Source organism: Halocynthiibacter sp. SDUM655004 (assembly GCF_026015885.1).
In the GTDB taxonomy this organism is placed as follows: domain Bacteria; phylum Pseudomonadota; class Alphaproteobacteria; order Rhodobacterales; family Rhodobacteraceae; genus Falsihalocynthiibacter; species Falsihalocynthiibacter halioticoli.
The window spans coordinates 110,521-133,772 of the sequence record NZ_JAPDUG010000002.1 but is presented as its reverse complement, the minus strand read 5'-3'; the positions used below and the strand labels follow the sequence as shown (position 1 = coordinate 133,772).

20 protein-coding genes are annotated in these 23,252 nt (G+C 54.3%); 15 read left to right on the top strand and 5 right to left on the bottom strand.

All coding sequences use genetic code 11. The features are described 5' to 3' along the window. Positions 1-2: 2 nt before the first annotated feature. The 3 genes from N9C89_RS08295 to kduI all read left to right on the top strand — a co-directional run bounded on the left by N9C89_RS08295 (position 3) and on the right by kduI (position 3,974). The gene (locus N9C89_RS08295) at positions 3-1,754 is read left to right on the top strand and encodes a DUF2264 domain-containing protein (RefSeq protein WP_263953419.1); all 1,752 of its coding nucleotides are present in this window, start codon (positions 3-5) and stop codon (positions 1,752-1,754) included. 111 nt (positions 1,755-1,865) lie between these two features. Next, a complete protein-coding gene (locus tag N9C89_RS08290) occupies positions 1,866-3,107 on the top strand; it encodes an AGE family epimerase/isomerase (protein ID WP_263953418.1) in 1,242 nt (413 codons plus the stop codon). Positions 3,108-3,146: 39 nt separating this feature from the next. Next, on the top strand, positions 3,147-3,974 hold the full coding sequence (gene kduI / locus N9C89_RS08285) for a 5-dehydro-4-deoxy-D-glucuronate isomerase (protein ID WP_263953417.1): 828 nt from the start codon (positions 3,147-3,149) through the stop codon (positions 3,972-3,974). Positions 3,975-4,292: 318 nt separating this feature from the next. Here the strand turns inward: kduI and N9C89_RS08280 are convergent, their stop codons facing one another. Then, positions 4,293-5,204 carry an ABC transporter substrate-binding protein gene (locus N9C89_RS08280; protein ID WP_263953416.1) on the bottom strand — a complete coding sequence of 304 codons (912 nt, stop codon included), beginning with the start codon at positions 5,202-5,204 and terminating at the stop codon, positions 4,293-4,295. Positions 5,205-5,301: 97 nt separating this feature from the next. Here N9C89_RS08280 and N9C89_RS08275 point away from each other — a divergent pair, with 97 nt between their 5' ends. The 4 genes from N9C89_RS08275 to N9C89_RS08260 all read left to right on the top strand — a co-directional run bounded on the left by N9C89_RS08275 (position 5,302) and on the right by N9C89_RS08260 (position 9,291). Then, a complete protein-coding gene (locus tag N9C89_RS08275) occupies positions 5,302-6,288 on the top strand; it encodes a FecCD family ABC transporter permease (protein ID WP_263953415.1) in 987 nt (328 codons plus the stop codon). Next, positions 6,285-7,307, top strand: coding sequence for a FecCD family ABC transporter permease (locus tag N9C89_RS08270; protein WP_263953414.1), 1,023 nt, complete (start codon positions 6,285-6,287; stop codon positions 7,305-7,307). Before N9C89_RS08275 ends, N9C89_RS08270 begins: the two co-directional genes overlap by 4 nt. Beyond that, positions 7,294-8,115, top strand: coding sequence for an ABC transporter ATP-binding protein (locus N9C89_RS08265; protein WP_263953413.1), 822 nt, complete (start codon positions 7,294-7,296; stop codon positions 8,113-8,115). The genes N9C89_RS08270 and N9C89_RS08265 overlap by 14 nt, the downstream gene beginning before the upstream one ends. A 315-nt stretch (positions 8,116-8,430) precedes the next feature. Further along, positions 8,431-9,291: an urea carboxylase-associated family protein gene (locus N9C89_RS08260; protein WP_263953412.1), complete on the top strand. Its 861-nt coding sequence runs from the start codon at positions 8,431-8,433 to the stop codon at positions 9,289-9,291. A 5-nt stretch (positions 9,292-9,296) separates the two neighbouring features. On the opposite strand, the gene argE is transcribed toward N9C89_RS08260, so the two are convergent. Together argE and N9C89_RS08250 are read right to left on the bottom strand one after the other, a co-directional pair. Beyond that, positions 9,297-10,451, bottom strand: a complete 1,155-nt coding sequence (gene argE, locus N9C89_RS08255) for an acetylornithine deacetylase (RefSeq protein ID WP_263953411.1) — start codon at positions 10,449-10,451, stop codon at positions 9,297-9,299. Further along, the gene (locus tag N9C89_RS08250) at positions 10,451-11,635 is read right to left on the bottom strand and encodes a M24 family metallopeptidase (protein ID WP_263953410.1); all 1,185 of its coding nucleotides are present in this window, start codon (positions 11,633-11,635) and stop codon (positions 10,451-10,453) included. Before N9C89_RS08250 ends, argE begins: the two co-directional genes overlap by 1 nt. A 296-nt stretch (positions 11,636-11,931) precedes the next feature. Here N9C89_RS08250 and N9C89_RS08245 point away from each other — a divergent pair, with 296 nt between their 5' ends. The 5 genes from N9C89_RS08245 (at position 11,932) to N9C89_RS08225 (ending at position 18,475) form a co-directional block, all read left to right on the top strand. Then, positions 11,932-13,302, top strand: a complete 1,371-nt coding sequence (locus tag N9C89_RS08245; RefSeq protein ID WP_263953409.1) for an aspartate aminotransferase family protein — start codon at positions 11,932-11,934, stop codon at positions 13,300-13,302. 277 nt (positions 13,303-13,579) lie between these two features. After that, positions 13,580-14,680 carry an ABC transporter ATP-binding protein gene (locus N9C89_RS08240; RefSeq protein ID WP_263953408.1) on the top strand — a complete coding sequence of 367 codons (1,101 nt, stop codon included), beginning with the start codon at positions 13,580-13,582 and terminating at the stop codon, positions 14,678-14,680. Between the two features lie 104 nt (positions 14,681-14,784). Then, entirely contained in the window at positions 14,785-15,873 is a 1,089-nt protein-coding gene (locus N9C89_RS08235; RefSeq protein ID WP_263953407.1) for an extracellular solute-binding protein, read from the top strand. 81 nt (positions 15,874-15,954) lie between these two features. Next, the gene (locus tag N9C89_RS08230) at positions 15,955-17,244 is read left to right on the top strand and encodes an ABC transporter permease (protein ID WP_263953406.1); all 1,290 of its coding nucleotides are present in this window, start codon (positions 15,955-15,957) and stop codon (positions 17,242-17,244) included. 4 nt (positions 17,245-17,248) lie between these two features. Next, on the top strand, positions 17,249-18,475 hold the full coding sequence (locus N9C89_RS08225) for an ABC transporter permease (protein ID WP_394358489.1): 1,227 nt from the start codon (positions 17,249-17,251) through the stop codon (positions 18,473-18,475). Positions 18,476-18,547: 72 nt separating this feature from the next. Here N9C89_RS08225 and N9C89_RS08220 read toward each other — a convergent pair whose 3' ends face one another. Continuing rightward, entirely contained in the window at positions 18,548-19,786 is a 1,239-nt protein-coding gene (locus tag N9C89_RS08220; protein ID WP_263953405.1) for a urate hydroxylase PuuD, read from the bottom strand. Positions 19,787-19,885: 99 nt separating this feature from the next. Here N9C89_RS08220 and N9C89_RS08215 point away from each other — a divergent pair, with 99 nt between their 5' ends. Beyond that, complete coding sequence (locus tag N9C89_RS08215) at positions 19,886-20,821, top strand: LysR family transcriptional regulator (RefSeq protein ID WP_263953404.1); 936 nt, start codon at positions 19,886-19,888, stop codon at positions 20,819-20,821. Between the two features lie 8 nt (positions 20,822-20,829). Here the strand turns inward: N9C89_RS08215 and uraH are convergent, their stop codons facing one another. Then, complete coding sequence (uraH, locus tag N9C89_RS08210) at positions 20,830-21,183, bottom strand: hydroxyisourate hydrolase (RefSeq protein WP_263953403.1); 354 nt, start codon at positions 21,181-21,183, stop codon at positions 20,830-20,832. Between the two features lie 150 nt (positions 21,184-21,333). Here uraH and puuE point away from each other — a divergent pair, with 150 nt between their 5' ends. Both puuE and N9C89_RS08200 read left to right on the top strand, forming a co-directional pair. Next, on the top strand, positions 21,334-22,746 hold the full coding sequence (puuE, locus tag N9C89_RS08205; RefSeq protein ID WP_263953402.1) for an allantoinase PuuE: 1,413 nt from the start codon (positions 21,334-21,336) through the stop codon (positions 22,744-22,746). Beyond that, the gene (locus N9C89_RS08200; protein WP_263953401.1) at positions 22,743-23,228 is read left to right on the top strand and encodes an ureidoglycolate lyase; all 486 of its coding nucleotides are present in this window, start codon (positions 22,743-22,745) and stop codon (positions 23,226-23,228) included. Before puuE ends, N9C89_RS08200 begins: the two co-directional genes overlap by 4 nt. Positions 23,229-23,252 lie beyond the last annotated feature (24 nt).

The window sequence follows — 23,252 nt, the reverse complement described above, 5'->3', positions numbered from 1 at the left end:
TGATGGCGGTTGATAAGGCACTTGCGCCATATGTCAGGCACAACCCGCTACATGGGCAGCGCCTGAAAACAAAATCAGACCTAATTGCGGCTATGTTTCGTCTACTGGAACCGCTTGAGGCGCATCGGTCAGTAGGGCGTGCACGTGTTCGGCTTGGACCGACGGGTGCGATATTTGATCATGGCGCCGCGGAGCTTGAAGGGTTTGCTCGCCCGCTTTGGGCATTGGCGGCCGCATACGCTGGTGGTGAAAAGGAAATTGATTGGGAGCCTTATCGCAGAGGGCTTGAGAACGGTACCAATCCGGAACATTCGGAATATTGGGGCGACCTGAACCATGTCGATCAACGCCTTGTGGAGCTAGCGGCAATTGGGTTTGCGCTTCTGGTCGCCAAAGATGAACTTTGGGAACCGCTGTCGGATCCAGCGAAATTGCGGGTACGGGCCTATTTGCTTCAGGCCAGGACGCGAGAGTTTTCGCCCAACAATTGGATGTATTTTCGTCTGCTGATCGACGCGGGTTTACGAGCTACGGGCGATGGCCCACCAGGTGATAGTGGCGATCAGGAGCGCGCCGCGTTGGATGCCCTGTATCTGGGGCAGGGGTGGTACCAGGATGGGCCGGGAAACCGTGTTGATCACTATGTCGGATTTGCGTTTCACGTTTACGGCCTGCTGCTGCAACACTTTGCGCCAGAAACCGATAAGGGCGATCACCTTGCCCGCGCAAGGCAGTTCGCGCCGCAATTTGCGCGATGGTTTGACAGCGAGGGGCGCGGGCTAGCCTTTGGCCGCTCTATGACTTATCGCTTTGCCATGACAGCGTTTTTCGGAGTCTACGCTTTGTGCGATCCTGATCCGGTCTTGCCGTGGGGTGTGCTCAAAGGGATAGTATTGCGGAACTTACGTTGGTGGTCAGAGCAGCCGATTTCTGATCGTGATGGCATTTTGTCTGTTGGCTATGGCTATGCCAACCCCCAAATGGCAGAGGATTATAACTCACCTGGGTCTCCTTACTGGGCCATGAAGACATTTCTCTTGCTGGCCATCCCTGACGAGCATCCCTTCTGGCAGGCAGAGGAGTTGCCGTTTCCGTTCGGTGCCGATCAAATTGAGCTTCAAAAGGAGCCAGGTTTTTTGCTTCGAAACGCTGATAGTGAGGTCACTGTACTTTCCGCAGGGCAGGACGCTCCTATGTTTCGACATGGTGCCGAGAAATACGCGAAATTTGCCTACTCAACTGCGGCGCCATTCTGTGTTGAAGCACGAGATACGCAATTTGATACGGCTGCGCTTGATAACTCACTCGCGGTTAATGTTGTGGGGCGGCCTTGGAAAATACGGCAAAATAGCACCCGCATTAGCCTGACAGAGAAGGTATTGCACACACAATGGCAGCCTTATGACGATGTAATAATTGAGAGTTGGCTGAGTTTTGACGGCGCAGGTCACATCAGGAAGCATCGTATTCGCAGTGCAGTTGAGCTCGAGTTGATCGAAGGGGGCTTTGCCTCACCGCGTGATTGCATGCTGCCGCATGTTCGATCGACATGGGACACAGCGGGGCGTGTTGAAGCTGAGCTTGGAAGCTTGATCCAAGACCTGAACGGAAATCGAAAATCTCGCCTGCATGTGCCTGCAGCAAACTTGTCTCTTTTGACACCGAAAGTTGAAGTACCACAGCTTCTCGGCACAGCAAAAAACGGAGAAAGCTGGTTCGCTTGCTATGTGGAATGCGGTAGAGGGCATAGTTAGCGTGAACAATCAGGTTTGCACCGCAGTCTTTTGGCCGATGTCAATGCTGTGGTGAATTTGCTGTTCGCAGCAAGTTTAAATGAAATGAAAATCAATAATGGCGTGTACCAAATGGCGAACAAACAATCTACTCAAGCGATAATCGGCGATCCACAGTGGGACGGTCTTTGGATCAACGACCCAATGCACCAGAAGTTTCTAAAGAACGACGTTCGGGCGCAGCTCGGTTTTTTCCGACCTATGCTGCGCAGTGATGGTGGATTTGACGTGCCGGATTTTGACGGTGCACCACTGCCCGACGGGCCGCAAGAAATTCACACAACAGCGCGCATGGTGCATTCCTTCGCGCTTGCCAAACAATTCGGATTTGACGGGTGTGATGACGTAATTGATGCGGGGATGGCGTATCTGTGGAACCAGCAACGGGATCCGGTTCATGGCGGATACTTTTCATCAGTAAACCGCGATGGCACGGCGGCAAGTGACGTTAAGCTTGCTTATGGGCATGTCTTTGTATTGCTCGCGGCCTCGACTGCAAAAGATGCAGGGCATAGTGATGCGGACCGTTTGCTTGCCGATGTGACCGAAGTTCTGCAAACCCGCTATTGGGAAGAGGCACATGGCCGGTTTGCGGATGAATTCCGTGCGGACTGGACGACATTCTCCGCCTATCGCGGGTTAAACGCCAATATGCACGCTGTCGAAGCGCATTTGGCCGCATACGAAGCAACGGATGACACTGCATATCTCGAACGCGCCGGTCGAATTCTTTCGTTCTTCTTTGATGAACTGGCCCCCGCGTATAACTGGCGTTTGCCGGAGCATTTTGACGAGAACTGGAAGGTTGATGCCGACTACGAAGGCGACCCGATGTTCCGCCCTGCGGGAAGTACGCCTGGGCACAGCATGGAGCTTGGTCGTATGCTGTTGCAGTATTGGGATTTGAAAGGTCGAAGCGATGCGAGCATGCCCACAAAGGCACGGCGGGTGATTGAAACGGCCTATACAGATGCGGCGCGGCCCGACGGTGGGTTGGTCTATACCTTGCGCGATGGGAAAGTATCTGTCCCTGATCGGTACTGGTGGCCTGTGACAGAGGCAATCGGCGCTTTCGCGGCTCTTCAAAAGGTCGACCCGCAACCCAAGGATGAGGAGCGCTATCGTGCGCTTTGGGCATTCGCAGACAGCTACTTGATTGACCACGAGAAGGGCGGCTGGTTCCCCGAGCTGGACGACGCCGGCCAAGCCGTTTCAAAGCAATTCTTGGGGAAGCCAGATATTTACCACGCCATCCAAGCGGGACTTTTCCCGCCTGTTCCCGCGCTCTCACGCGTGTCTGCTAAAGCAGGCTAACCGCCCAATGGGCATTATCAACTTCAAAGGAGTAACGACTTGACACTTAACGTCGAAACCCGCCACGCCGTTCATCAAGACCATTGCAAAAAAATGGGCACAGATGAACTGCGCAACCATTTTCTGTTTCAGAAGATGTTCGTGACTGGCGAGATCAACCTTGTTTACACCCATTATGATCGCTTTGTCGTAGGTGGCGCGGTTCCAGGAAATGGAACGCTGGTTCTTGATAAGGTCGAAGAGACCCGTACCGAGACCTTTCTCGAACGTCGCGAGATGGGGATTGTCAATATTGGCCAAACCGGCACCGTCGAAGCAGATGGCGAGACATATACGCTAGAGCAGGGCGACGTTCTTTACCTTGGGATGGGCACAGGGGCGATCACCTTCGCTGGCGAGGGTCGTTTTTATATTACGTCCTGTCCGGCCCACCAAGCGTACCCGAACCGTCTTGTGACGATTGCCGAGAGCAAAGAAGTGGTCTTGGGAGAGGCAGATACGTCGAACAAACGGCGTATCAACCAGTTTATTCACCCGCTTGTTATGCCGAGTTGCCAATTGGTACTTGGGTATACGGCGCTGCTTGAAGGGTCTGTGTGGAACACAATGCCCGCGCACGTCCATGATCGCCGTATGGAAGCATATCTGTATTGGGGGATGGATGAAGAGTCGCGCGTTCTGCACCTCATGGGGGAACCGGAAGAGACCCGTCATTTGTTTATCAGCAATGAGGAAGGTGCAATTTCGCCGCCGTGGTCGATCCATTCTGGTGCGGGAATTGGCAAATACACCTTCATCTGGGCAATGGCCGGCGACAACGTTGACTATACCGATATGGACTTCATCCAGCCGTCGGAACTCAAATAGATCCTAGAACATTAAAAAGCAGGCAGAAGTGAGAGAACACTTTTGCCTGCTATCTAAGCCAAAATCTGAACTTAGTTTCGGCATCGAGCAGGAACGCTATTTGATCTCGCGAATAGCTGCAAACTCTGAGCTTTTGCTTTGGTTCCGTTTGCAGACACTTGCCTAAGTCAAAGCGTCTTCCACCTGTGTGTGGCAATCCAAGCTAAAGGCTTTGGTTTGAGTGAAGGGCGACAAGCAACCGTGATTTCTTATCTTATGTATAGGCAGCCAAACTAATAGAATTGGAATTGGGGCGCTCTTAGAGCACCCCAACTGTATTCACTGATCGTCTTGTGAATAGATTTCGTCGAGGTCTTCGAGCATGAGCTTTGCCGCAAGAATACCGCCAGCGGTGTTCCAGATTGCATCGCTTACCTCATACACCTTGCCCTCTTTCACTGCGGAAAGTGATTGCCAGAGCGGATCATTCAGCGCGTCTTGCGCGGCTGAGCGGCCTTCGCCGTTTCCGTTGTCATAGGTGAAGTAGAAGATACGGTCGCCATCCATGTCCGGGATTGCTTCCTTGCCCGTACGGATCGCGAAATCGTCCACGTTTTGGATTTCAGGACGCGCAAACCCAACGTCTTTCAGGAGGACACCAGAAAAGCTGTCGAGTTGGTAAATTCGGATTTGACCCGCTAGGAACCGAATAACCGAAACTTCTTCGTTTAGTTTGTCGCCAAGTTTGTCCTGCAAATCTGCGACTGCGGCGTCATATTCCGCGATCTGTGCGGCGCCTTCCTCTTCCAGCCCCAGTGCTTCTGCGTAGAGGCGATAGTTGACTTTCCAGTCACCGCGCAGGCGTTCAGATAAAACCGTCGGAGCAATGGCCGAAAGTTGTGGGTAAATCTCTTCTTGGCGTGCGAAGTTCCCAAGGATCAAATCCGGCTCAAGAGCGGCCACTGCCTCTAGGTTTATAGCGCTTTCAGTCCCGACAGGAAGAGCATCGCCCATCGCTTCGGTGATATGCTCCCACCAAGGATTGCCGTTCCAAGAATTGGCTGCACCAACGGGTGTAAAGCCCAGAGAAAGGACGGCTTCTGTTCCCTCATTGGTCAAAACAACAATGCGTTGCGGATCATCAGGGACTGTAACGGTTCCCGTGACAGTCTCGATATCGCGCGCAAGGGCATTGGTCGCAAGGGCGATCGTGAGGCCGAAGCTACACAGGAGCCGACTTGGCTTGAACATATTGGAATCCTTTTCTGAGTGTATTTGTCAATTATTGGCTTTTGTTTACTATTTTAGTTGGTTATGTCAACGGCAGTAGCCAACTTGATAGAAGCCAATGATCCGAACTCTGATATTTCTCGTGTTAGCCCTGACGTTATCTTGCGTTGCCAGCCTGCACCTCGGGTTGCGGGTCTATGCGCCTGAGACTGTGTGGTCAGCGCTAAACGGAGGCGCTTCAACCGAAGAAATCATCATTCGAACTCTTCGTGTGCCGCGTACGATTATCGGCGCACTAACCGGCGCAGCCCTCGCAATCTCCGGCTTGTTAATGCAATCCGTTACCCGCAACCCGCTCGCAGAGCCAGGATTGCTCGGCATCAACGCAGGTGCGGCATTTGCTGTGACAGTGGGGCTTACCGTGTTTGCCTTGTCTTCACCTCTGGCGATTGGCGCGCTTGCGGTGATTGGTGCACTCATAGCAACTGCATTGGTTTTCGGTTTTGGCCTGACGCTTGGACCTTCTGGTAATACAGGACCGATCCTTTTGATCGGGGTAACCATAGCGGCGCTGTTGGCTTCGCTTACACAAGTTATGTTGCTGCTGGATGAAACTGCGCTAGAGACGTTGCTGTTCTGGCTTTCGGGCGGGTTCGCAGATCGGCCTCTCATAATGATTTGGGGCGGGGCGATTGCGCTTCCTGTTGCGCTGATCGCATGCGCGAGCATGGCCAGTGGCATAGACGCTTTGCGATTGGATGATCAAAGCGCGCAGGGCATCGGAGTTGGAGTAACACGCATACGGCTCGCGGCATTAACTTTGGCGGCGCTATTGGCTGCGGCGGCGGTTGCGATGGCTGGTCCTGTGGTCTTTCTCGGGCTTATCGCTCCGCACATAGCGCGGCGCATAAGCGACGGGTCTCGCGGCTTTTTCCATCTTGCTTTGATCACGATGCTTTGTGGTGCGGTTTTGGCGGTGCTTGCGGATATTCTCGCCCGTTTGATCGTAGCGCCAGGAGAGGCGCCGATTAGCGCTGTTCTTGCTCTCGTTGGTGCGCCTTTCCTGATGTACCTGTTGCGTAGTCGACGGGCGGTCGCGCTATGACCTATTTACGAAAGCCTCATTGGCGGCTTGCGCTGCTCGGGTTTGCTTTGGCTGTCGCTTTGGTTGTGGCAACAGGTTTGGGATCGAGTTTTCTATCCCCCGAGCGAGTAGTGGCGGCGGTCTTTGGAGGTGGAAGCCGCATGGATGGTGTTATCGTTTGGACGTTACGGCTGCCACGTGTCGTCTTGGCCGTACTCGCAGGCATGGCGCTGGCGTTGGCAGGGGCACTTATGCAACGCGCTTTGCGTAATCCGCTGGCCGTACCGTCAATTCTCGGTGTCAGTGACGGAGCAGCGTTAGGGGTCGTCACGTTTCTTTGGTTGTTTTCCAACGAAAGCAACGCGCTCACCGTCTCCGTTCACTGGCTGCCAGTCGCCGCCATTCTTGGCGCATGTGGTTTGGCCGCACTCATTGCGATCTTGGCGCTGCAAGACCCAAGACCCAACGATCCTTTGCGACTTATCCTTTATGGGGTGGCGATGTCTGCGCTAGCGAAGGCCGCTGTCACACTGATGATGATCATCGGTCCTGTCTATCGCGCTGGGCAAGCGCTGCGTTGGTTGACCGGTTCGGTTAACGCAGCGCATTGGAGTGACGTTGCCGTGGTTGGGGGCGGGCTGTTTATAGCTGTACCTGTGCTGATCATGGCGCGTTTGCCCCTGAACCAAATCACACTCGATGCCGCAAGCGCACAGAGCACCGGCCTCGCTGTCAACCGCAGTCGTGTTGCCTTGTTGATCCTTTCGGTGCTGCTTACCGCATTGGCGGTGTCACAAGTCGGGGCGATTGGTTTTGTCGGGCTGATCGCACCACAGGCTGCGCGCCTTTACTATGGGCAGTTCACCCTTGGCTATCTCGTAGTGACGGCATTGATCGGCGGGTTGCTTGTGCTGACCGCCGATACGGTGGCACGCATGATCCTGTATCCGCTCGAACTGCCCGCCGGAGCATTGACTGCATTGCTTGGGGCTCCGCTATTCCTGACGCTCCTAACTCGGAGGCAAAATGTCCAAAGTTGAAACCCTCGCCACACTTTCTGAGGTCACCGCAACATATAATGACGCGCCAGCGTTGCACAAAGTTGATCTGGATTTGCCAGAAGGCAAAATCATCGCATTCTGCGGACCAAATGGCAGCGGCAAGTCCACTGCATTGCGCGTACTTCGTGGGCTGCATTCTCCTGTTCAGGGGGCGGTCTCGGTGGCTGGTCGTCATGTTAGCGAGTGGAATCCCCGAGACTTGGCGCGAGAAGTCGCGATGCTGAGCCAATCCCCGCAAGCGCCAGAAGATATGACAGTTTACGATCTCGCCTTACTTGGGCGGTATTCACATCGTGGGCGCTTTGCTGCGTTGACAGATACCGATCGAAACGCAGTAGATCGTGCGCTTGCGGCAACCAATATGACAGGGATTGCCACGCGCACCCTCGGGCAACTTTCGGGCGGCCAGATTCAGCGTGCGTGGATCGCAATGGTACTGGCGCAAGAAGCGCCGCATATTTTTTTGGATGAACCGACCAATCATCTCGACATCGCTCACGCACTCGACATTCTCGATCTGGTTACGCGTCTAAACCGCGAGAATGGCCACGGGTTTGTTATCGTGCTGCATGATTTGAACCTTGCCATGCGGTATGCCGATCATGTGGTGTTATTTGATGATGGGCGGATCGCTGGCGAGGGGCCAACACAGGATGTTCTGCGCGAAGAGGCAATCCGAACCGTGTTCGAAATAGACTGCCGCATCATTACCTTGCCCGATATCGACCGCCCAGTAATCGTCCCGCTGAAGCGTTGTGAATTAAGTGCGATCTGTGCGGCGGAGTAAAACAGCTACATCGTGTCAGTTGAGGGCTACAGGTTTCTTATCGGCTATGACTGAGCGATTTCTAGCCAGTGTGCTGGGCTCCGTTTGCCGGAAACATGTAACACGATAAACCTCTTGGAAGACACTGCCACGGCGGATAGGTAGTTAAGAGTTCTCTCCTTGCGCGAACGACAGCGAAGATAGGGCAGGCAATGGCGTGAAGACGTCAGTTAGTTGACCGAGATCACATTGTCCGCTTCCAGTTGTTCGCTTGACGTTTGGAGGAGAGTTTCTTTGGGAGCCGAAAGCTTTTCGCGATAAACGGAGTTCTGAGACTTGAAAACGCATTCATTTCATTCTGCACCTGCGGATGCGGAAAAGCGGCGCGCTGTTCAGCCCGTCATATGTTATCCGACCGAAAGTCTGAAAGCGCCTGACCTAGATCGGATGTCCGAAGTTCGGGGAGGGGCAACCAAAGTCGCGGAATGCCTTGTTGATCCTCGCGATGCAGGATGCATAGACGTCCCAGCTGGCGCATTTTTTCGGATTGTGTCTGTTGAGGGGCCACAGGTTGGGGATCTCAATATCTGGAACACCAAAGACCTGAACGAGAGGTTTTATTCCGGCAAGACCCGTGCGTTGCATGGCACGCATCTTTCGACCGGAGACCGGATGTGGTCGAGTTTTCCGTTTTTACGGCCAATGGCGACGATCGTAGATGATACGCTTGATTGGTATGACTTTGATGCGTACGGCGGCTCTGTTCATGATGTAATCGGGACGCGCTGCGATCCCTACACGGGGCGTTTGCTTGGTGGTGGGGATTATCATTACTGCTGCCACTCTAACCTCACCCGCGCCTTGGCGCAGCATGCAGGGATGGACCTTCCGATTGCAGAGGGGCTGGTGCATGATGTTTTGAATGTTTTCATGTGCACCGGATTTACGCGGGATACGGGACAGTATTTCATGAAGGCAAGCCCTGTACGTCCGGCAGACTATCTTGAGTTTTTTGCGGAGATTGACCTTACCGTCGGGCTTTCCGCCTGTCCGGGGGGTGATTGCTCTGCATCCCACTCTTCTGACGTGGCGAAATGCTATCCATTGCTCATTGAGGTATGGGACCCGGGCGAAGAGGCCCGTGCCGCACATGTATTGCCCGCGGTTTCGCCGTATGACCGAAGTCACGGAGCCTAAGCCTTTTATGCAGTTAGTTTCTTGCCCAAACGCGCGAGCATGTCACAACACTTGTTGAGCTGCTCCACGGTAATGAACTCGTCGGGTTTGTGCGCCTGTTCAATAGAGCCGGGGCCGCAGACCACAACGTTCATGCCAAGCTCTTGAAACAAACCTGCTTCCGTTCCGAACGAGACAACATCGGCGCTGTTTGATCCAGTGAGCTCTGCCACAAGATCGCGCGCGGCGTTATCGTGCATGGGGTCAAGGCCCGTGACTTCTCCGATGGTTTCGGTTGTGATCGCTGCGTGGTTGCAAACCGCATGCATGTCCGGAAGAAGGGTGTCGCGCACATAGGTGGCGAGCGCTTGCTTCACAAACTCCGCATCAGTCTTTTGCACAGGGCGCATTTCCCAATCTACCTCTGCCTTGCCCGCAATCACGTTATGAGCCACCCCGCCGGCAATGCGTCCGATGTTGATGGTGGTCCACGGCGGATCAAAGCGGCTGTTCTGTGGCGCGCGGGGTTTGAGTTGTTCGCGCAGCTCCATCAAGCGGCTTACATAGCGAGCGGCGTATTCAGCGGCGTTCACACCCGCGTCGGGCAGGGAGCCATGCCCCTCTAACCCGCTAAAATGCGTGGTGTATTCACAGCAGCCCTTATGCCCCTCGATGATGCGCATTTTTGTGGGCTCGCCGATAATTGCAATGTCCGGCAGTATATTGCGCTGGGCCAGTTCGCCCACAAGGTGGCGTGCCCCAAGGCACCCGACTTCCTCGTCATAGGTAAAGGCAAAATGCAACGGGCGGATCAGGCGGGCAGGGTCGATTTGCCCGGCGAAGGCTACGGCGGCCGCGATGAACCCCTTCATGTCGCAGGTGCCGCGACCATAAAGTCTGCCATCTCGCTCTGTCATCTCAAATGGATCGCTGCTCCAGTCCTGATCCAGAACTGGCACGACATCGCTATGCCCTGAAAGAAGTATGCCGCCAGGGCCGTCAGGGCCAAGCGTTGCAAAGAGGTTGGCTTTACTGCCCGTATCGTCCCCCGAGAGAAAACAGCGCGCGCCGGCGGCTTCAAGCTGTCCAGCAAGGTGCCCGATCATTTGGAGATTGCTCTCCGAGGAAACAGTTGGGTATGCGATCAGGTCGCGCAGGATATCAATGGTTTGGTCACGCATCAGGGTTTAACAAACAGTTTTTGCGGGCGGTCACAGAAACACTCGGCTGGGCCTTCAGGTTTGATCAGGATGGACTCGGTGATTTCAAGGCCCCAATCGTCCATCCATAGGCCGGGCATGAAGTGGAATGTCATCCCAGGCTCCAAAATTGTATCGTCGTTGTCGCGCAAGGAAATTGTCCGTTCTCCCCAATCTGGCGGATAGGAAAGACCGATTGGATAGCCACAGCGCGCGCCGCGTTTAATACCCGCGCGTTCAAGCGGTCCTGCAAGCGCATGTGCGATGTCTTTGGCTCGGTTTCCAGCGCGGGCAGCGTCAAGTCCGGCCTGTAACCCCTCCACAAGTGCAGCTTCGGCCCTTTTCACGTGATCAGGCGGCGTACCTAGGAAAACAGAGCGACAGAACGGTGCGTGGTACCTGCGATAACAGCCCGAGATTTCAAGATAGGTGCATTCTCCGGATTTGAGCGGTTTGCCGTCCCACGTGAGATGCGGGGCAGAGGCGTCCGCTCCAGAGGGCAGCAGCGGCACGATGGCAGCATAATCGCCCCAGATTTCTCCTGTGCTGCTGATTGCGTCGCGATAGATCTCGGCAACGAGGTCATTCTTTCTTAGGCCCGGTTCAATGCGTTCGACCAACCCGTCGATAATCCTTTCGGAAATACGCGCAGCATTGCGCATCATGACGATTTCTTCGTCCGATTTCACCGCGCGCTGCCAGTTCACGAGGGCAGTGGCGTCGATCAGCGTTGCGTCGGGGAGGCTCTCGACCAAAGTAAGGTGCGCCTTTGCCGAATAGTAATAGTTCTCGAGTTCGACGCCGATCCGCCCATTGCTATACCCTAACTCCTGAAAAAGGGCGGCGAGGTCTTGCATGGGGTGACGGGTTGTGGATTGCACGTAAGTATCGTCATAGCCGTGCACGCGGGCGTCATCCATCCAGACTGTACGCAGGGCGCCTTTGGCGTCCATATTCCGCCCCCACCAGATCGGGTCCTGATCGTGAAAGATCAACACTCCCTGATGCACATAGAACGACCAACCTTCATAACCGGTGATCCAGCCCATATTCGAAGGGTCCTGCACATAGAGCGCATCAAGCCCCGCTTTGGCCATCGCAGCGCGTGTCTTGGCAAGGCGGCGCGCATATTCCGCTTGCGTGAATGCCGGATTTGCATGGGCCATGGCGGGCGTCCTCTATTCGGTTGTCATGAAGCGTAGCGGTACGAAATACCGCCGACGTTCGCGGATTTGAGCATGCAAATTTGCACATGGCAATAGCCTTGCGGCGCCGCAATGAAATTAACCTGTCCATTTAAACTGTGGCCATGACAGGTTTTTTTGACTATGTATTGCCTGTCTCCGCAAGAAAGGCATTGCGCGCTGCTGCGGAGAACGGAGCCATGTTGCCCGATTTGTGCGCATCCCCTGGCTTTGTGAAGATCAATACACCACAGGCAAATACCGCCAGAGGATATGCAATGCTGAAAAATGACACGCTGGATTCATGGGACCGCGATAACTTCTTCCACCCTTCAACCCACCTCGCGCAACACGCGCGTGGCGAAAGCCCGAGCCGGATTATAACCACAGGGTCAGGCTGCCATATTGAAGATCGTAATGGCACACGGCTTCTGGATGCTTTTGCGGGGCTTTATTGTGTCAACGTGGGGTATGGGCGGCGCGAGATATCTGATGCGATTGCGGCCCAAGCCCAAGAGCTTGCCTATTACCATTCCTATGCAGGACATGGGACAGAAGCGTCAATTACACTAGCTAAAATGGTTCTGGACCGTGCGCCTGATCATATGTCCAAAGTGTATTTCGGGCTCTCTGGCTCCGACGCCAACGAGACAAATATCAAGCTCGTTTGGTACTATAACAACATTCTTGGCCGTCCAGAGAAAAAGAAGATCATCAGTCGCTGGCGCGGATATCACGGCTCCGGCCTGATGACCGGATCGCTCACAGGGCTGGAGTTGTTCCACAAGAAATTCGATCTGCCATTGGCGCAGGTCATCCATACCGAAGCGCCATATTTCTATCGACGCGAAGACACGAGCATGTCCGAAGCGGAATTCGTTGCCGATTGCGCCGCCAAGTTGGAAGCGCAAATTCTGGACGAGGGCCCAGAGACAATAGCGGCCTTCATCGGCGAGCCGGTCTTGGGCACAGGCGGGATTGTTCCGCCACCGGAAGAGTATTGGGACGCTATTCAAGCAGTATTGGCCAAATACGACATCCTTTTGATAGCTGATGAGGTCGTAACGGGCTTCGGGCGGCTTGGATCGATGTTTGGTTCCGATCATTACGGCATGCGGCCAGATATCATCACGATCGCCAAGGGGCTTACCTCGGCCTATGCGCCGCTCTCTGGCTCCATCATCAGCGACAAGGTCTGGAAAGTTCTGGAGCAGGGGACAGACGAAAACGGCCCGATTGGCCACGGCTGGACCTATTCCGCGCATCCGATTGGTGCGGCGGCTGGCGTTGCAAACCTCAAGTTGATTGATGAGCTTGGGTTGGTCGAAAACGCGGGCAAAACCGGTGCATATTTCAATGCCGTTATGCGGGAGGCTGTGGGCGACATGGCTCATGTTGGCGAAGTGCGCGGCGAGGGGATGCTCTGTGCGGTCGAAATGGTCAAAGACAGTGAGAAGCGACAGTTCTTTGATGCGGGCGAAAAAGTCGGGCCATCGATCGCCGCGGCACTCTTGTCAGAGGGGGTAATTGCTCGCGCAATGCCGCAGGGAGACATCCTTGGTTTCGCACCACCGCTATGCCTGAGCCAGTCCGAAGCAGACGAGATTGCGGCTAAAACAGCCTCTGCAATTCGGAGTGTGCTAGGGTGAATAATGATGCCGGAAAGCGCCAAAAAATCGCAGTTACTGCAGTATTTTCAGTGATGGAGACTGCGAGGGTGACGAATCGGTTTTTGGGGGCTTCCGGCGAATCTGTTGGATTCAGGTCACGGTATAAGTTGTCGTTTTTGAACGATAAAACGGCGCAATTGGGGAGTGATCCAAGAACTTCCTAGAATCCGGTTGCGTTGCCGCAGGTGCATGCGTTCTAATGGATTTCAACAAAACGGCCCAACAAAAGTGGCTGAAAAGAAAACAGGGGGGCCTTGTGGCCAAATTGTCAAACGACGCCGCGTTCGTAGAGTTCAAACGCGTGCAAAAATCATACGATGGCGAAAATTTGGTTGTGAAGGATCTGAACCTTTCGATGCCGAAAGGTGAATTCCTGACGATGCTTGGACCTTCGGGTTCGGGCAAGACAACCTGCTTGATGATGCTCGCTGGATTTGAAACCGCAACCCATGGCGATATCCTGTTGGATGGTCAGTCGATCAACAACATCCCGCCGCACAAACGCGGCATTGGCATGGTGTTCCAGAACTATGCGCTGTTCCCGCATATGACGGTTGCAGAAAACCTCGCGTTCCCGCTTGAAGTTCGCAAAATTGGGAAATCCGAGCGCGAGAAAAAAGTTATGCGTGCGCTTGATATGGTGCAGATGGGTGAGTTTGGCGGTCGTCGTCCGGCTCAGCTTTCTGGTGGTCAGCAGCAGCGGATCGCTTTGGCGCGGGCGCTGGTATTTGAGCCGGAGCTGGTTTTGATGGACGAACCGCTCGGCGCGCTTGATAAACAGCTGCGTGAACACATGCAGTTTGAAATCACACGTCTGGCACATGAGCTCGGCATTACGACAGTTTACGTGACACACGACCAGACAGAGGCGCTGACCATGTCGGATCGCGTCGCCGTATTCGACGATGGCCGTATTCAGCAACTCGCGCCGCCGGATGAGCTCTATGAAGCGCCCGGTAACAGCTTCGTTGCGCAATTTATTGGTGAAAACAATACGCTAGAAGGCGTTGTTACCAAAATCTCCGGTAACCATTGCGTGGTGACCTTGGACAATGGCGAAGAGATCGACGCCATGCCCGTTAACGTGACCCATGCGGGCGAACGGACCAAAGTGTCTATCCGTCCGGAGCGCGTAGAATTTAACAAAGAGCGTTTGCACGAAGATGCGCATACGCTGAAGGCCGAAGTTAAGGAATTCATCTATATGGGTGACATTTTCCGCTTCCGCCTAAGCGTGGCTGGAAACGATGATTTCATCGTCAAAACGCGGAACGCCCCTGACGCCGTGAAACTCAAACCCGGCGAGATAATCAATATCGGCTGGTTGGCCGAGGATTGTCGGGCGCTCGACGCTTAATTGCTTTGCCTGCGTCGCCTCGCGGCGCGGATGAACGCGATGGCTGGGATCGATCCGCCCCTGGCTATCGAACATGAACAAGGCGGACGAATGGGAGAATATGAATGAAATATTCCAAGTATTTGATGTCAGTAGCAGCAGTTGCCCTTGCGGGTGCGGCTACGGCAGAAGAAATGACAATTGTGTCATGGGGCGGGGCTTATTCGAAGTCTCAGCTTAAGGCTTATCACGAGCCATATTCCGAAAAGACCGGCATTACGATCATCAACGACGACAGCTCCAACGAAGCGGTTGCCAAACTGCGCGCAATGAACGAAGCGGACAACGTCACTTGGGATGTTGTTGACGTTGTGGCTTCTGATGCGATCCGTCTGTGTGACGAAGGTCTTGCAATGGAAATCGATGCGGACGAGGTTCTCGCTCCTGCGCCAGACGGCACGCCAGCTTCCGAAGACTTCGGTGATCTGCTCGTAAGCGAGTGTTTCATCCCACAGATCGTTTACTCGACAACATTCGGCTACCGCACAGACATGGTTGGCGACACACCGCCAACAGACGTTTGCGCCGTATTTGATACAGAAGCTTACCCTGGCAAACGTGCTCTTGAGAAACGTCCTATCAACAACATGGAATGGGCGTTGATCTGTGATGGCGTTGGCTTCGACGAAGTCTATGACGTGCTGGCAACCGACGAAGGTCAGGACCGTGCGCTCGCCAAGCTTGAGACAATCAAGGATGACGTTGTTTGGTGGTCTGCAGGTGCGGATACGCCTCAGCTTCTCGCCGATGGCGAAGTTGTAATGGGTTCGACTTACAACGGTCGCCTGTTCTCCGTGATCGAAGAGCAGAAACAGCCAGTTGCGATGCTCTGGGACGCGCAGGTGTTTGACCTTGACGGTTGGATTATCCCTGCCGGTCTTTCCGAAGAGCGTAAGCAGCGTGCGTTGGATTACATCTATTTCGCAACAGATACACAGCGTCTTGCTGACCAAGCGAAATACATCTCCTACGGTCCTGCGCGTGCATCTTCCGCACCGCTCGTTGGCCAGCACGCCGAACTCGGTATCGAGATGGCGCCACATATGCCAACCGATCCAGAGAACGCGAAGCGTACGTTCCTCTATAACTACGAGTTCTGGGCTGACTACCGCGACGACATCGACGCGAAATTCCAAGCTTGGCTTGCTCAATAAGCCTCTGGCTTAGATCCTAAAATTACGAAGGGCCGCATCGGTGGCCCTTCGTACTAAATTCAAAAAAACAGGGCGGAACAAATGTCCGACGCGACACAACAAGACGCGCCACAGTCCAACGGCCCCGTGCTGGCCGCAGACGGAACTCCTCTTAAGCAAAGCCTTGCACGCAGTTTGCGGCGGCAAAAGCTTCGTGCTCTCATACTGATCGCACCGCTACTGTTGTTTGTTATTCTATCTTTCCTCGTTCCTATTGCCTCCATGCTGTTCCGCTCTGTCGAGAACGGTATTGTTGAGGAAACGCTTCCCGAAACCGTTGCCGAATTGGCCAGTTGGGACGCCACAAGTGGCGAGTTGCCGCCCGAAGAGGTCTATGCCGCCTTCGTTCGCGATATGGTTGTCGCCGTTGACGAAAAGACCCATACACGCCTTGGTTCGCGGCTGAACTATGAAGAAACCGGTATGTCCTCGATGTTCCGCCGTTCCGGACGCGCTATCAAGAAGCTTGATCCGGTCGAAGACGCTCCCTTCAAAGAAAAGCTGATCGATATCCATGATGGATGGGGCGAAGTCAAAACATGGGCGACGATTCAAACGCATTCCGGAAAATACACCGATGGCTATTTTCTGAATGCGGTTGATATGCAGCGCACCGCCGAAGGGCCAGAAATGCAGCCTGAAAACAAGCGGATTTTGCTCACGCTCTTTGGCCGAACGCTTAAAATGTCGCTCATCATTACGGGCTTTTGTATTCTGTTGAGTTATCCGGTGGCTTGGCTGCTGGCCAACCTGCCGATGCGTATATCGAACCTGTTAATGATCCTTGTGCTGTTGCCGTTCTGGACCTCGCTCTTGGTGCGGACATCTGCATGGAAGGTTATGTTGCAGCAACAAGGGGTTATCAACGATACGCTTGTCTGGCTTGGTTTGGTCGCGGATGACGCGCGGCTAGTGATTATCAACAACCAAATCGGTACCATCGTGGCCATGACCCACATCCTGTTGCCGTTCATGATTTTGCCGATGTATTCGGTGATGCAGACCATTCAGCCAACATACCTCCGCGCCGCGAAATCGCTTGGTGCAACCAATTGGACGGCATTCTGGCGCGTGTATTTCCCGCAGAGTATTCCGGGAATTGGGGCAGGGTCGATCCTCGTGTTCATCCTCGCAATTGGTTACTACATCACGCCCGAAATTGTGGGCGGTACCAAAGGCGTATTTATCTCGAACCGGATTGCCTACCACATTTCCTCGTCGCTCAACTGGGGGCTTGCCGCCGCACTTGGCACCATCCTTCTCGCGGTCGTGCTTATTCTCTACTGGGCCTACGACAAGATCGTCGGCATCGACAACGTGAAGCTGGGATAGAAAAATGGCTAAGTTTAAAGACGTTCACATTCCAATTTCCATGTCCTTCACCTTGAGCCTCATCGGGCTTTTGGTTGCGGCTACGATGCTTGTCGCTGGTGTAACAACGGCTGAGGATTTCTCTGAGTTCTTGCTGACCATTTTGGGCGGCGTCGGGCTTTCTGTTGCGCTGGCCTATGCATTGTTGTCGATTTTCGGCACCCATGTTGCCGCCATGATCGTGAGTGCGCTCCTTTTTGCGGCTGCCGGCCTTGCTGTCGGGAGCCTTGGCGGTGCGTTCTTTGGCGCGATCGGCGGCGTTCTCTTTGCGCGGTTGGTGTTCTGGCTTCATTTCCGCGAGTATCGCCGCGGGCTGCCGCCATATCTGACGGCGGAGCAGGTGCTTTGGCACTATGGCTTCCGGTTTATCTGTGCGGCGATTTTCATTTTCCTGATCACGCCTATCCTTGTTGTGTTGCCACTCTCGTTCAACGCCGAGAATTTCTTTACCTTCACACCAGAGATGCTGCGTTTTGATCCGGAGGGGTATAGCCTCAAGCATTACCGCGATTTCTTTACCAACAATGAATGGCAGCGGAGCTTTAAGAACTCGCTGATTATTGCGCCAATCGCGACGATCATCTCGGTTTCGCTTGGCACGCTTGCTGCTATCGGCCTGTCGCAAAGCCACGTGCCGGGCCGGCGTGCGATCATGGCGATGTTGATTTCGCCGATGATTGTGCCGTTGATTATTTCGGCCACTGGGATGTTCTTTTTCTACTCCAGCATCGGCAACTTCCTTGAGGACTCTCTGGGCTTTAACAAAACCTTTGTTGGCTATGTGAAGGTAATCCTCGCGCATGCTGTGCTTGGTGTGCCGTTCGTGATCATCACGGTAACAGCGACACTGGTTGGCTTTGACCGCTCTCTTACACGTGCAGCGGCAAACATGGGCGCGGATCCGATGACGACCTTCTTCCGTGTGCAAATGCCGCTCATTCTACCGGGTGTGATTTCGGGCGGTCTCTTTGCCTTTATCACCTCATTCGACGAGGTAGTTGTGGTTCTGTTTGTTGGCTCTGCCAGCCAGAAAACCCTACCTTGGCAGATGTTTACCGGCCTACGCGAACAGATCAGCCCAACTATTCTGGCTGTTGCGACCATCCTCGTGGTGATCTCTATCGCACTGCTGACAGTGGTTGAACTCTTGCGCCGCCGCTCTGAACGGTTGCGCGGAATGAGCCCGGGTTAATTCCATAGAAAATGAATAAAAAACTGGCCTAACAATGTGTTGGCCGGTTTTTTTGTGTCTGGAGTATGGGGTTTAACCGTCGTTCTGACGCACATCCTTGATCCATGCGACGATCATGGCGCGGGCTTCGTTGTCCATCTCAATCGCGTTTGGCGGTGGCATTGCGTGCGTGCGTCCTGCCTGTAGATAGATTTGTTCGGCGTGGCGTGCCACGTCTGCTTCGGTCTCCAGAATGACGCCCTTTGGTGCCCAGTGCATGCCGTCCCAAGAGGGTTCGCGCGCGTGGCACATAGAGCAATTCCCGACCACGGCATAATAGGCATCCTCGAATTTTTCCGAGGATGCGAATTTTTCTTCATATGGGGTCATCACCCGCGCTTCGGCTTCTTCGTAGCTTTCGGTTGCTGAGAAGGTCGAGAGATAGGCAATCGCAATCATCAAGACCGCTGTTGCCAGCCATGTCCAGTTCGGCCCTTTGCCGGTTCTGTGCATCGTGTTGAAGTAGTGGCGGATTGTGACACCAGTCAGGAAGATCAACGAAGCAATGAGCCATGCGTATTCTGTACCGAAGGCAAGCGGGTAGTGGTTCGAGAGCATCAGGAACACAACCGGCAGCGTCAGGTAGTTGTTGTGGGTCGAGCGCAGCTTGGCAATTTTGCCGTATTTCGCGTCGGGTGTACGTCCCGCCTTAAGGTCGGCAACAACGATCCGTTGGTTCGGCATGATCTGAAAAAATACATTGCCGGTCATGATCGTGGCTGTAAAGGCGCCAAGGTGAAGGAGCGCTGCGCGTCCTGTGAAGATTTGATTGTAACCCCATGACATCACAACAAGAATGGCAAACAGAATCAGCATCAAAACCGTCGGGCTTTCGCCCAGCTTGGATTTGCAAAGCTGGTCATAGGCAAGCCAGCCAATTGTGAGCGAGCCGCCAGAAATCAGGATGCCTTGCCACAGAGCGAGGTCGGCCTTGCTTGGGTCGATCAGGAACAATTCTCCGCCCACCCAATAGACAATCATCAGCAAAGCCGCGCCTGAAATCCACGTCATGTAACTCTGCCATTTGTGCCATGTCAGATGTTCTGGCATCTCTGCAGGGGCAACGAGATATTTGACAGTGTGGTAGAATCCGCCGCCGTGGACTTCCCATTCTTCGCCATAGGCACCTTCAGGAAGCGCTTTGTTTGGCTTCAACATCAGGTCGAGCGCAATAAAATAGAATGACGCGCCGATCCACGCCATGGCCGTAATGACATGGAGCCAACGTACTGAAAACGCGATCCAATCCCAAATTATAGCCATATCATACATGGCGAACCTCCCAAGTTTCGAGTTAATCGTACTCTAGGCGAGAGTGTTTTATTCTGCTATTGCATTGAAAAATCAAGCTGCATCAAAAAAAACAAAATAATGTCTTATCTCGACAATATCAGAACCTTCGTCCGCGTCTATGAACTCGGAAGCATGTCCGCCGCGGGGCGCGACTTGAGAATCTCACCGGCGGTGACCTCCTCAAGGATTTCACAGCTTGAGGAACACCTTGGCGTGCGCCTGTTTCAGCGCACAACGCGGAGCCTTACACCCACCGAGCAAGGGCAGTCTTTCTATCGCGGGGCGACGGGCATACTAGAGGCCGTTGAAAGTGCTGAGGCACAGATCGTCAACCTTACCGAAAACCTGCGTGGATCGCTCTATGTGGCGGCGCCTCTTGGTGTTGGGCGACGGTTGATCGCGCCACAAGTTCCTGAATTTTTGCGCGAATATCCCGAAGTGAGTGTGCGCCTGCGCCTGACCGACCGCAAAGTTGATTTAACGACCGAGGGGCTGGACCTCGCGTTTTTCCTTGGGCAGCCGGAAGACAGTAACCTAAAAATTCGCAAGATCGCCGATGTGGAGCGTGTTTTGTGCGCTGCGCCTTCCTATATCGAAGAGCGTGGAATGCCGCGTGATGGCGACGAGATTATTGCGCAAGGGCACGAGTGTTTAAGCCTGCGTTTTCCAGGGGCGACAGAGTTTCAATGGCGGCTCAATACACCCGAGGGTCCGAAGCGGTTTCGGGTGTCTGGACGGTATGAATCTGACGACGGGGATATCCTTACGGACTGGGCATTGTCGGGGCAGGGGATCGCGATGAAACCGGTGTTTGAAATTGTTGAACACCTGCGGGCGGGGAGCCTTGTGCCTGTTGCGACCGAAACGCCGCCGGAACCAATTCAAATGGCGTGTTTGTTTACGCATCGCCGGATGCAAGACCCGAAGACGCGGCTTTTCATGGAGTTTGTGATTGACCGCATCGGTGCCGCGATCCGCGCAACACACGCGGACCTAAGCAACGGAACGGCCTGAAGCTACCGCTAGCTTCCGCGATATGTGGAGTAACCGAAGGGCGAGAGTAGAAGCGGCACGTGATAGTGTGATGCTTCTGACATGCCGAAGCGGATCGGGATGACATTCAGGAAGCGTGGTTCTTCGGGCGGAGTTCCTGTGGCGTCGAGGTAAGCGCCTGCATGAAACACCAGCTCGTATTCTCCAAGCTCGAATTCTTCAGCTGGCAGAATCTGTGAATCTGTGCGGCCGTCGTCATTAGTTTCCATTGTTTTCAACAGGCTGCGCTCTGTTCCTTTAATGCGGAACAGTTCGATTTTGAGGCCCTCTGCTGGGCAACCTCGTGCCGTATCGAGAACATGAGTTGTTAGATAGCCGGTCATTCGTGCACACTCCTTGTTGGGTGCTACTTTTCTAGGCGAAAGCCCTGAGGAAACACAAATCCACTGTGTCCGAAGGTCTTTCTATTATTTTTTGAAAAATGGCACGCATTTTCTGGTTTATTACTAGCCAAAACACAAAGGGCGCGAAAAGTGAAACGTTATCCGCGAGATATGACCGGCCACGGGGCCGAGCCTCCCGCAGCGAATTGGCCGAACGGCGCAAAGATCGCCGTTCAGATCGTGTTGAATTACGAAGAGGGCGGAGAGAACAACATCCTGCATGGGGATGCGGCATCCGAGGCCTTTCTATCCGAAATCACCGGCGCGCAGCCGTGGGTCGGTCAGCGGCATTGGAATATGGAAACGATCTATGAGTATGGTTCGCGGGCCGGTTTTTGGCGCGTGCATCGGATGCTCAAGGACATTCCTCTTACTGTATACGGCGTTGCCACGGCGCTTGCCCGTGCGCCAGAACAGGTTGCGGCGATGCAGAAGGCTGGCTGGGAGATTGCCAGCCACGGGCTAAAGTGGGTTGAACACAAGGATATGTCGCCCGATGAGGAGCGCGCGCAAATCCGCGAGGCGATCAGGCTGCACACCGAAGTGACAGGCAAAGCGCCACGTGGCTGGTACACAGGGCGCTGTTCGATGAACACGGTTGATCTGGCCGCTGAGGAGGGCGAGTTCGCCTATATCGCGGATAGCTACGCTGATGACTTACCCTATTGGACAAAAGCAGGCGGCAAGGATCAACTCATCGTTCCCTATACGATGGATTGTAACGACATGCGCTTTGCGATTCAGGCCGGCTATACCAACGGAGACCAGTTCGAGAGCTATCTCAAAGATAGTTTCGATATGCTCTACGCCGAGGGTGAAGCGGGTGCTCCGAAAATCCTGTCGATCGGATTGCACTGCCGTTTGATCGGCCGCCCAGGCCGTGCGATGGCGCTGAAGCGCGCCCTTGAGCATTTTCAGAAACACGAGGGCGTCTGGTTTGCCACGCGCGAACAGATTGCTGACCACTGGATGAAAGAACACCCCCCTATGACCAAACCGCGCCCATCCGAGATGGATAAAGACAGCTTTGTTTCCGAGTACGGTGGCATTTTCGAGCATAGCCCGTGGATCGCAGAAGGGGCGTTTGACTTGGAACTCGGCCCGACCCATGACACAGCGCAAGGCGTCCATAGCGCGCTTGCGCGGGTGTTCCGCACCGCTAGCGAGGAGCAACGGCTCGGCGTTTTGACCGCGCACCCGGATTTGGCCGGAAAGCTCGCCGAAGCTAAGCGGCTCACGGCGGAATCTACAGCAGAGCAAGCCTCTGTGGGGCTAGATGCGCTTACTGATGAAGAGCGGCAAACATTCACCGAACTGAATGACGCCTACACCAGCAAATTCGGCTTCCCGTTCATTATCGCCGTGCGAGACAACACGAAGACTTCAATCATGGAGGCTTTCAAGCGGCGGATCGAGAATGATCGCGACACGGAGTTCGCAGAAGCCTGCAAGCAGGTTGAGCGCATCGCCGAACTGCGCCTGATCGAGAAATTTGACGCATGAGCGTGCGGGTGAAAACACAGCCCTTAACGGCGGAAGCTTTTGCGCCGTTCGGGGATGTTATCGAAGCATCTGGCTCTGTCGATAAGCTCATCAATCAAGGTAGATGCGAACGCTATCATAACCGCGCAAAACTGGATTTTGTGGACGGAGAAGCTGGTATCAGCATCTTTAAATCCGAGGTGTTTTCGCTGCCGCTTTCGATAGAAATGATGGAGCGCCACCCCGAAGGGAGTCAGGCGTTTTTGCCTCTTTCGGACAAGCCGTTTCTGGTCGTTGTCGCTCCGGATGAAGGCGGTAAGCCGGGCGCACCACTTGCCTTTATCACTCAGCCCGGACAGGGCGTTAACTATCATCGCGGGGTGTGGCACGGCGTGCTGACACCTCTGCATGAACCGGGTCTGTTTGCTGTTGTAGATCGCATCGGCACCGGCCCAAACCTTGAGGAACACTGGTTCACAGAAGAGGTGATCCTCCACGAATAACAACAAAAACGAAACGCGCGAAAA

Excerpts from the sequence above, each read along its gene's own strand:
- N9C89_RS08235 (WP_263953407.1), top strand. The coding sequence starts at position 14,785 with ATGAAATATTCCAAGTATTTGATGTCAGTAGCAGCAGTTGCCCTTGCG.
- N9C89_RS08230 (WP_263953406.1), top strand. The coding sequence starts at position 15,955 with ATGTCCGACGCGACACAACAAGACGCGCCACAGTCCAACGGCCCCGTG.
- N9C89_RS08275 (WP_263953415.1), top strand. The coding sequence starts at position 5,302 with ATGATCCGAACTCTGATATTTCTCGTGTTAGCCCTGACGTTATCTTGC.
- N9C89_RS08245 (WP_263953409.1), top strand. The coding sequence starts at position 11,932 with ATGCTGAAAAATGACACGCTGGATTCATGGGACCGCGATAACTTCTTC.
- N9C89_RS08270 (WP_263953414.1), top strand. The coding sequence starts at position 6,285 with ATGACCTATTTACGAAAGCCTCATTGGCGGCTTGCGCTGCTCGGGTTT.
- N9C89_RS08290 (WP_263953418.1), top strand. The coding sequence starts at position 1,866 with ATGGCGAACAAACAATCTACTCAAGCGATAATCGGCGATCCACAGTGG.
- N9C89_RS08200 (WP_263953401.1), top strand. The coding sequence starts at position 22,743 with ATGAGCGTGCGGGTGAAAACACAGCCCTTAACGGCGGAAGCTTTTGCG.
- N9C89_RS08215 (WP_263953404.1), top strand. The coding sequence starts at position 19,886 with ATGTCTTATCTCGACAATATCAGAACCTTCGTCCGCGTCTATGAACTC.
- N9C89_RS08265 (WP_263953413.1), top strand. The coding sequence starts at position 7,294 with ATGTCCAAAGTTGAAACCCTCGCCACACTTTCTGAGGTCACCGCAACA.
- N9C89_RS08280 (WP_263953416.1), bottom strand. The coding sequence starts at position 5,204 with ATGTTCAAGCCAAGTCGGCTCCTGTGTAGCTTCGGCCTCACGATCGCC.
- N9C89_RS08220 (WP_263953405.1), bottom strand. The coding sequence starts at position 19,786 with ATGTATGATATGGCTATAATTTGGGATTGGATCGCGTTTTCAGTACGT.
- argE (WP_263953411.1), bottom strand. The coding sequence starts at position 10,451 with ATGCGTGACCAAACCATTGATATCCTGCGCGACCTGATCGCATACCCA.
- uraH (WP_263953403.1), bottom strand. The coding sequence starts at position 21,183 with ATGACCGGCTATCTAACAACTCATGTTCTCGATACGGCACGAGGTTGC.
- N9C89_RS08225 (WP_394358489.1), top strand. The coding sequence starts at position 17,249 with ATGGCTAAGTTTAAAGACGTTCACATTCCAATTTCCATGTCCTTCACC.
- N9C89_RS08250 (WP_263953410.1), bottom strand. The coding sequence starts at position 11,635 with ATGGCCCATGCAAATCCGGCATTCACGCAAGCGGAATATGCGCGCCGC.
- N9C89_RS08295 (WP_263953419.1), top strand. The coding sequence starts at position 3 with ATGGCGGTTGATAAGGCACTTGCGCCATATGTCAGGCACAACCCGCTA.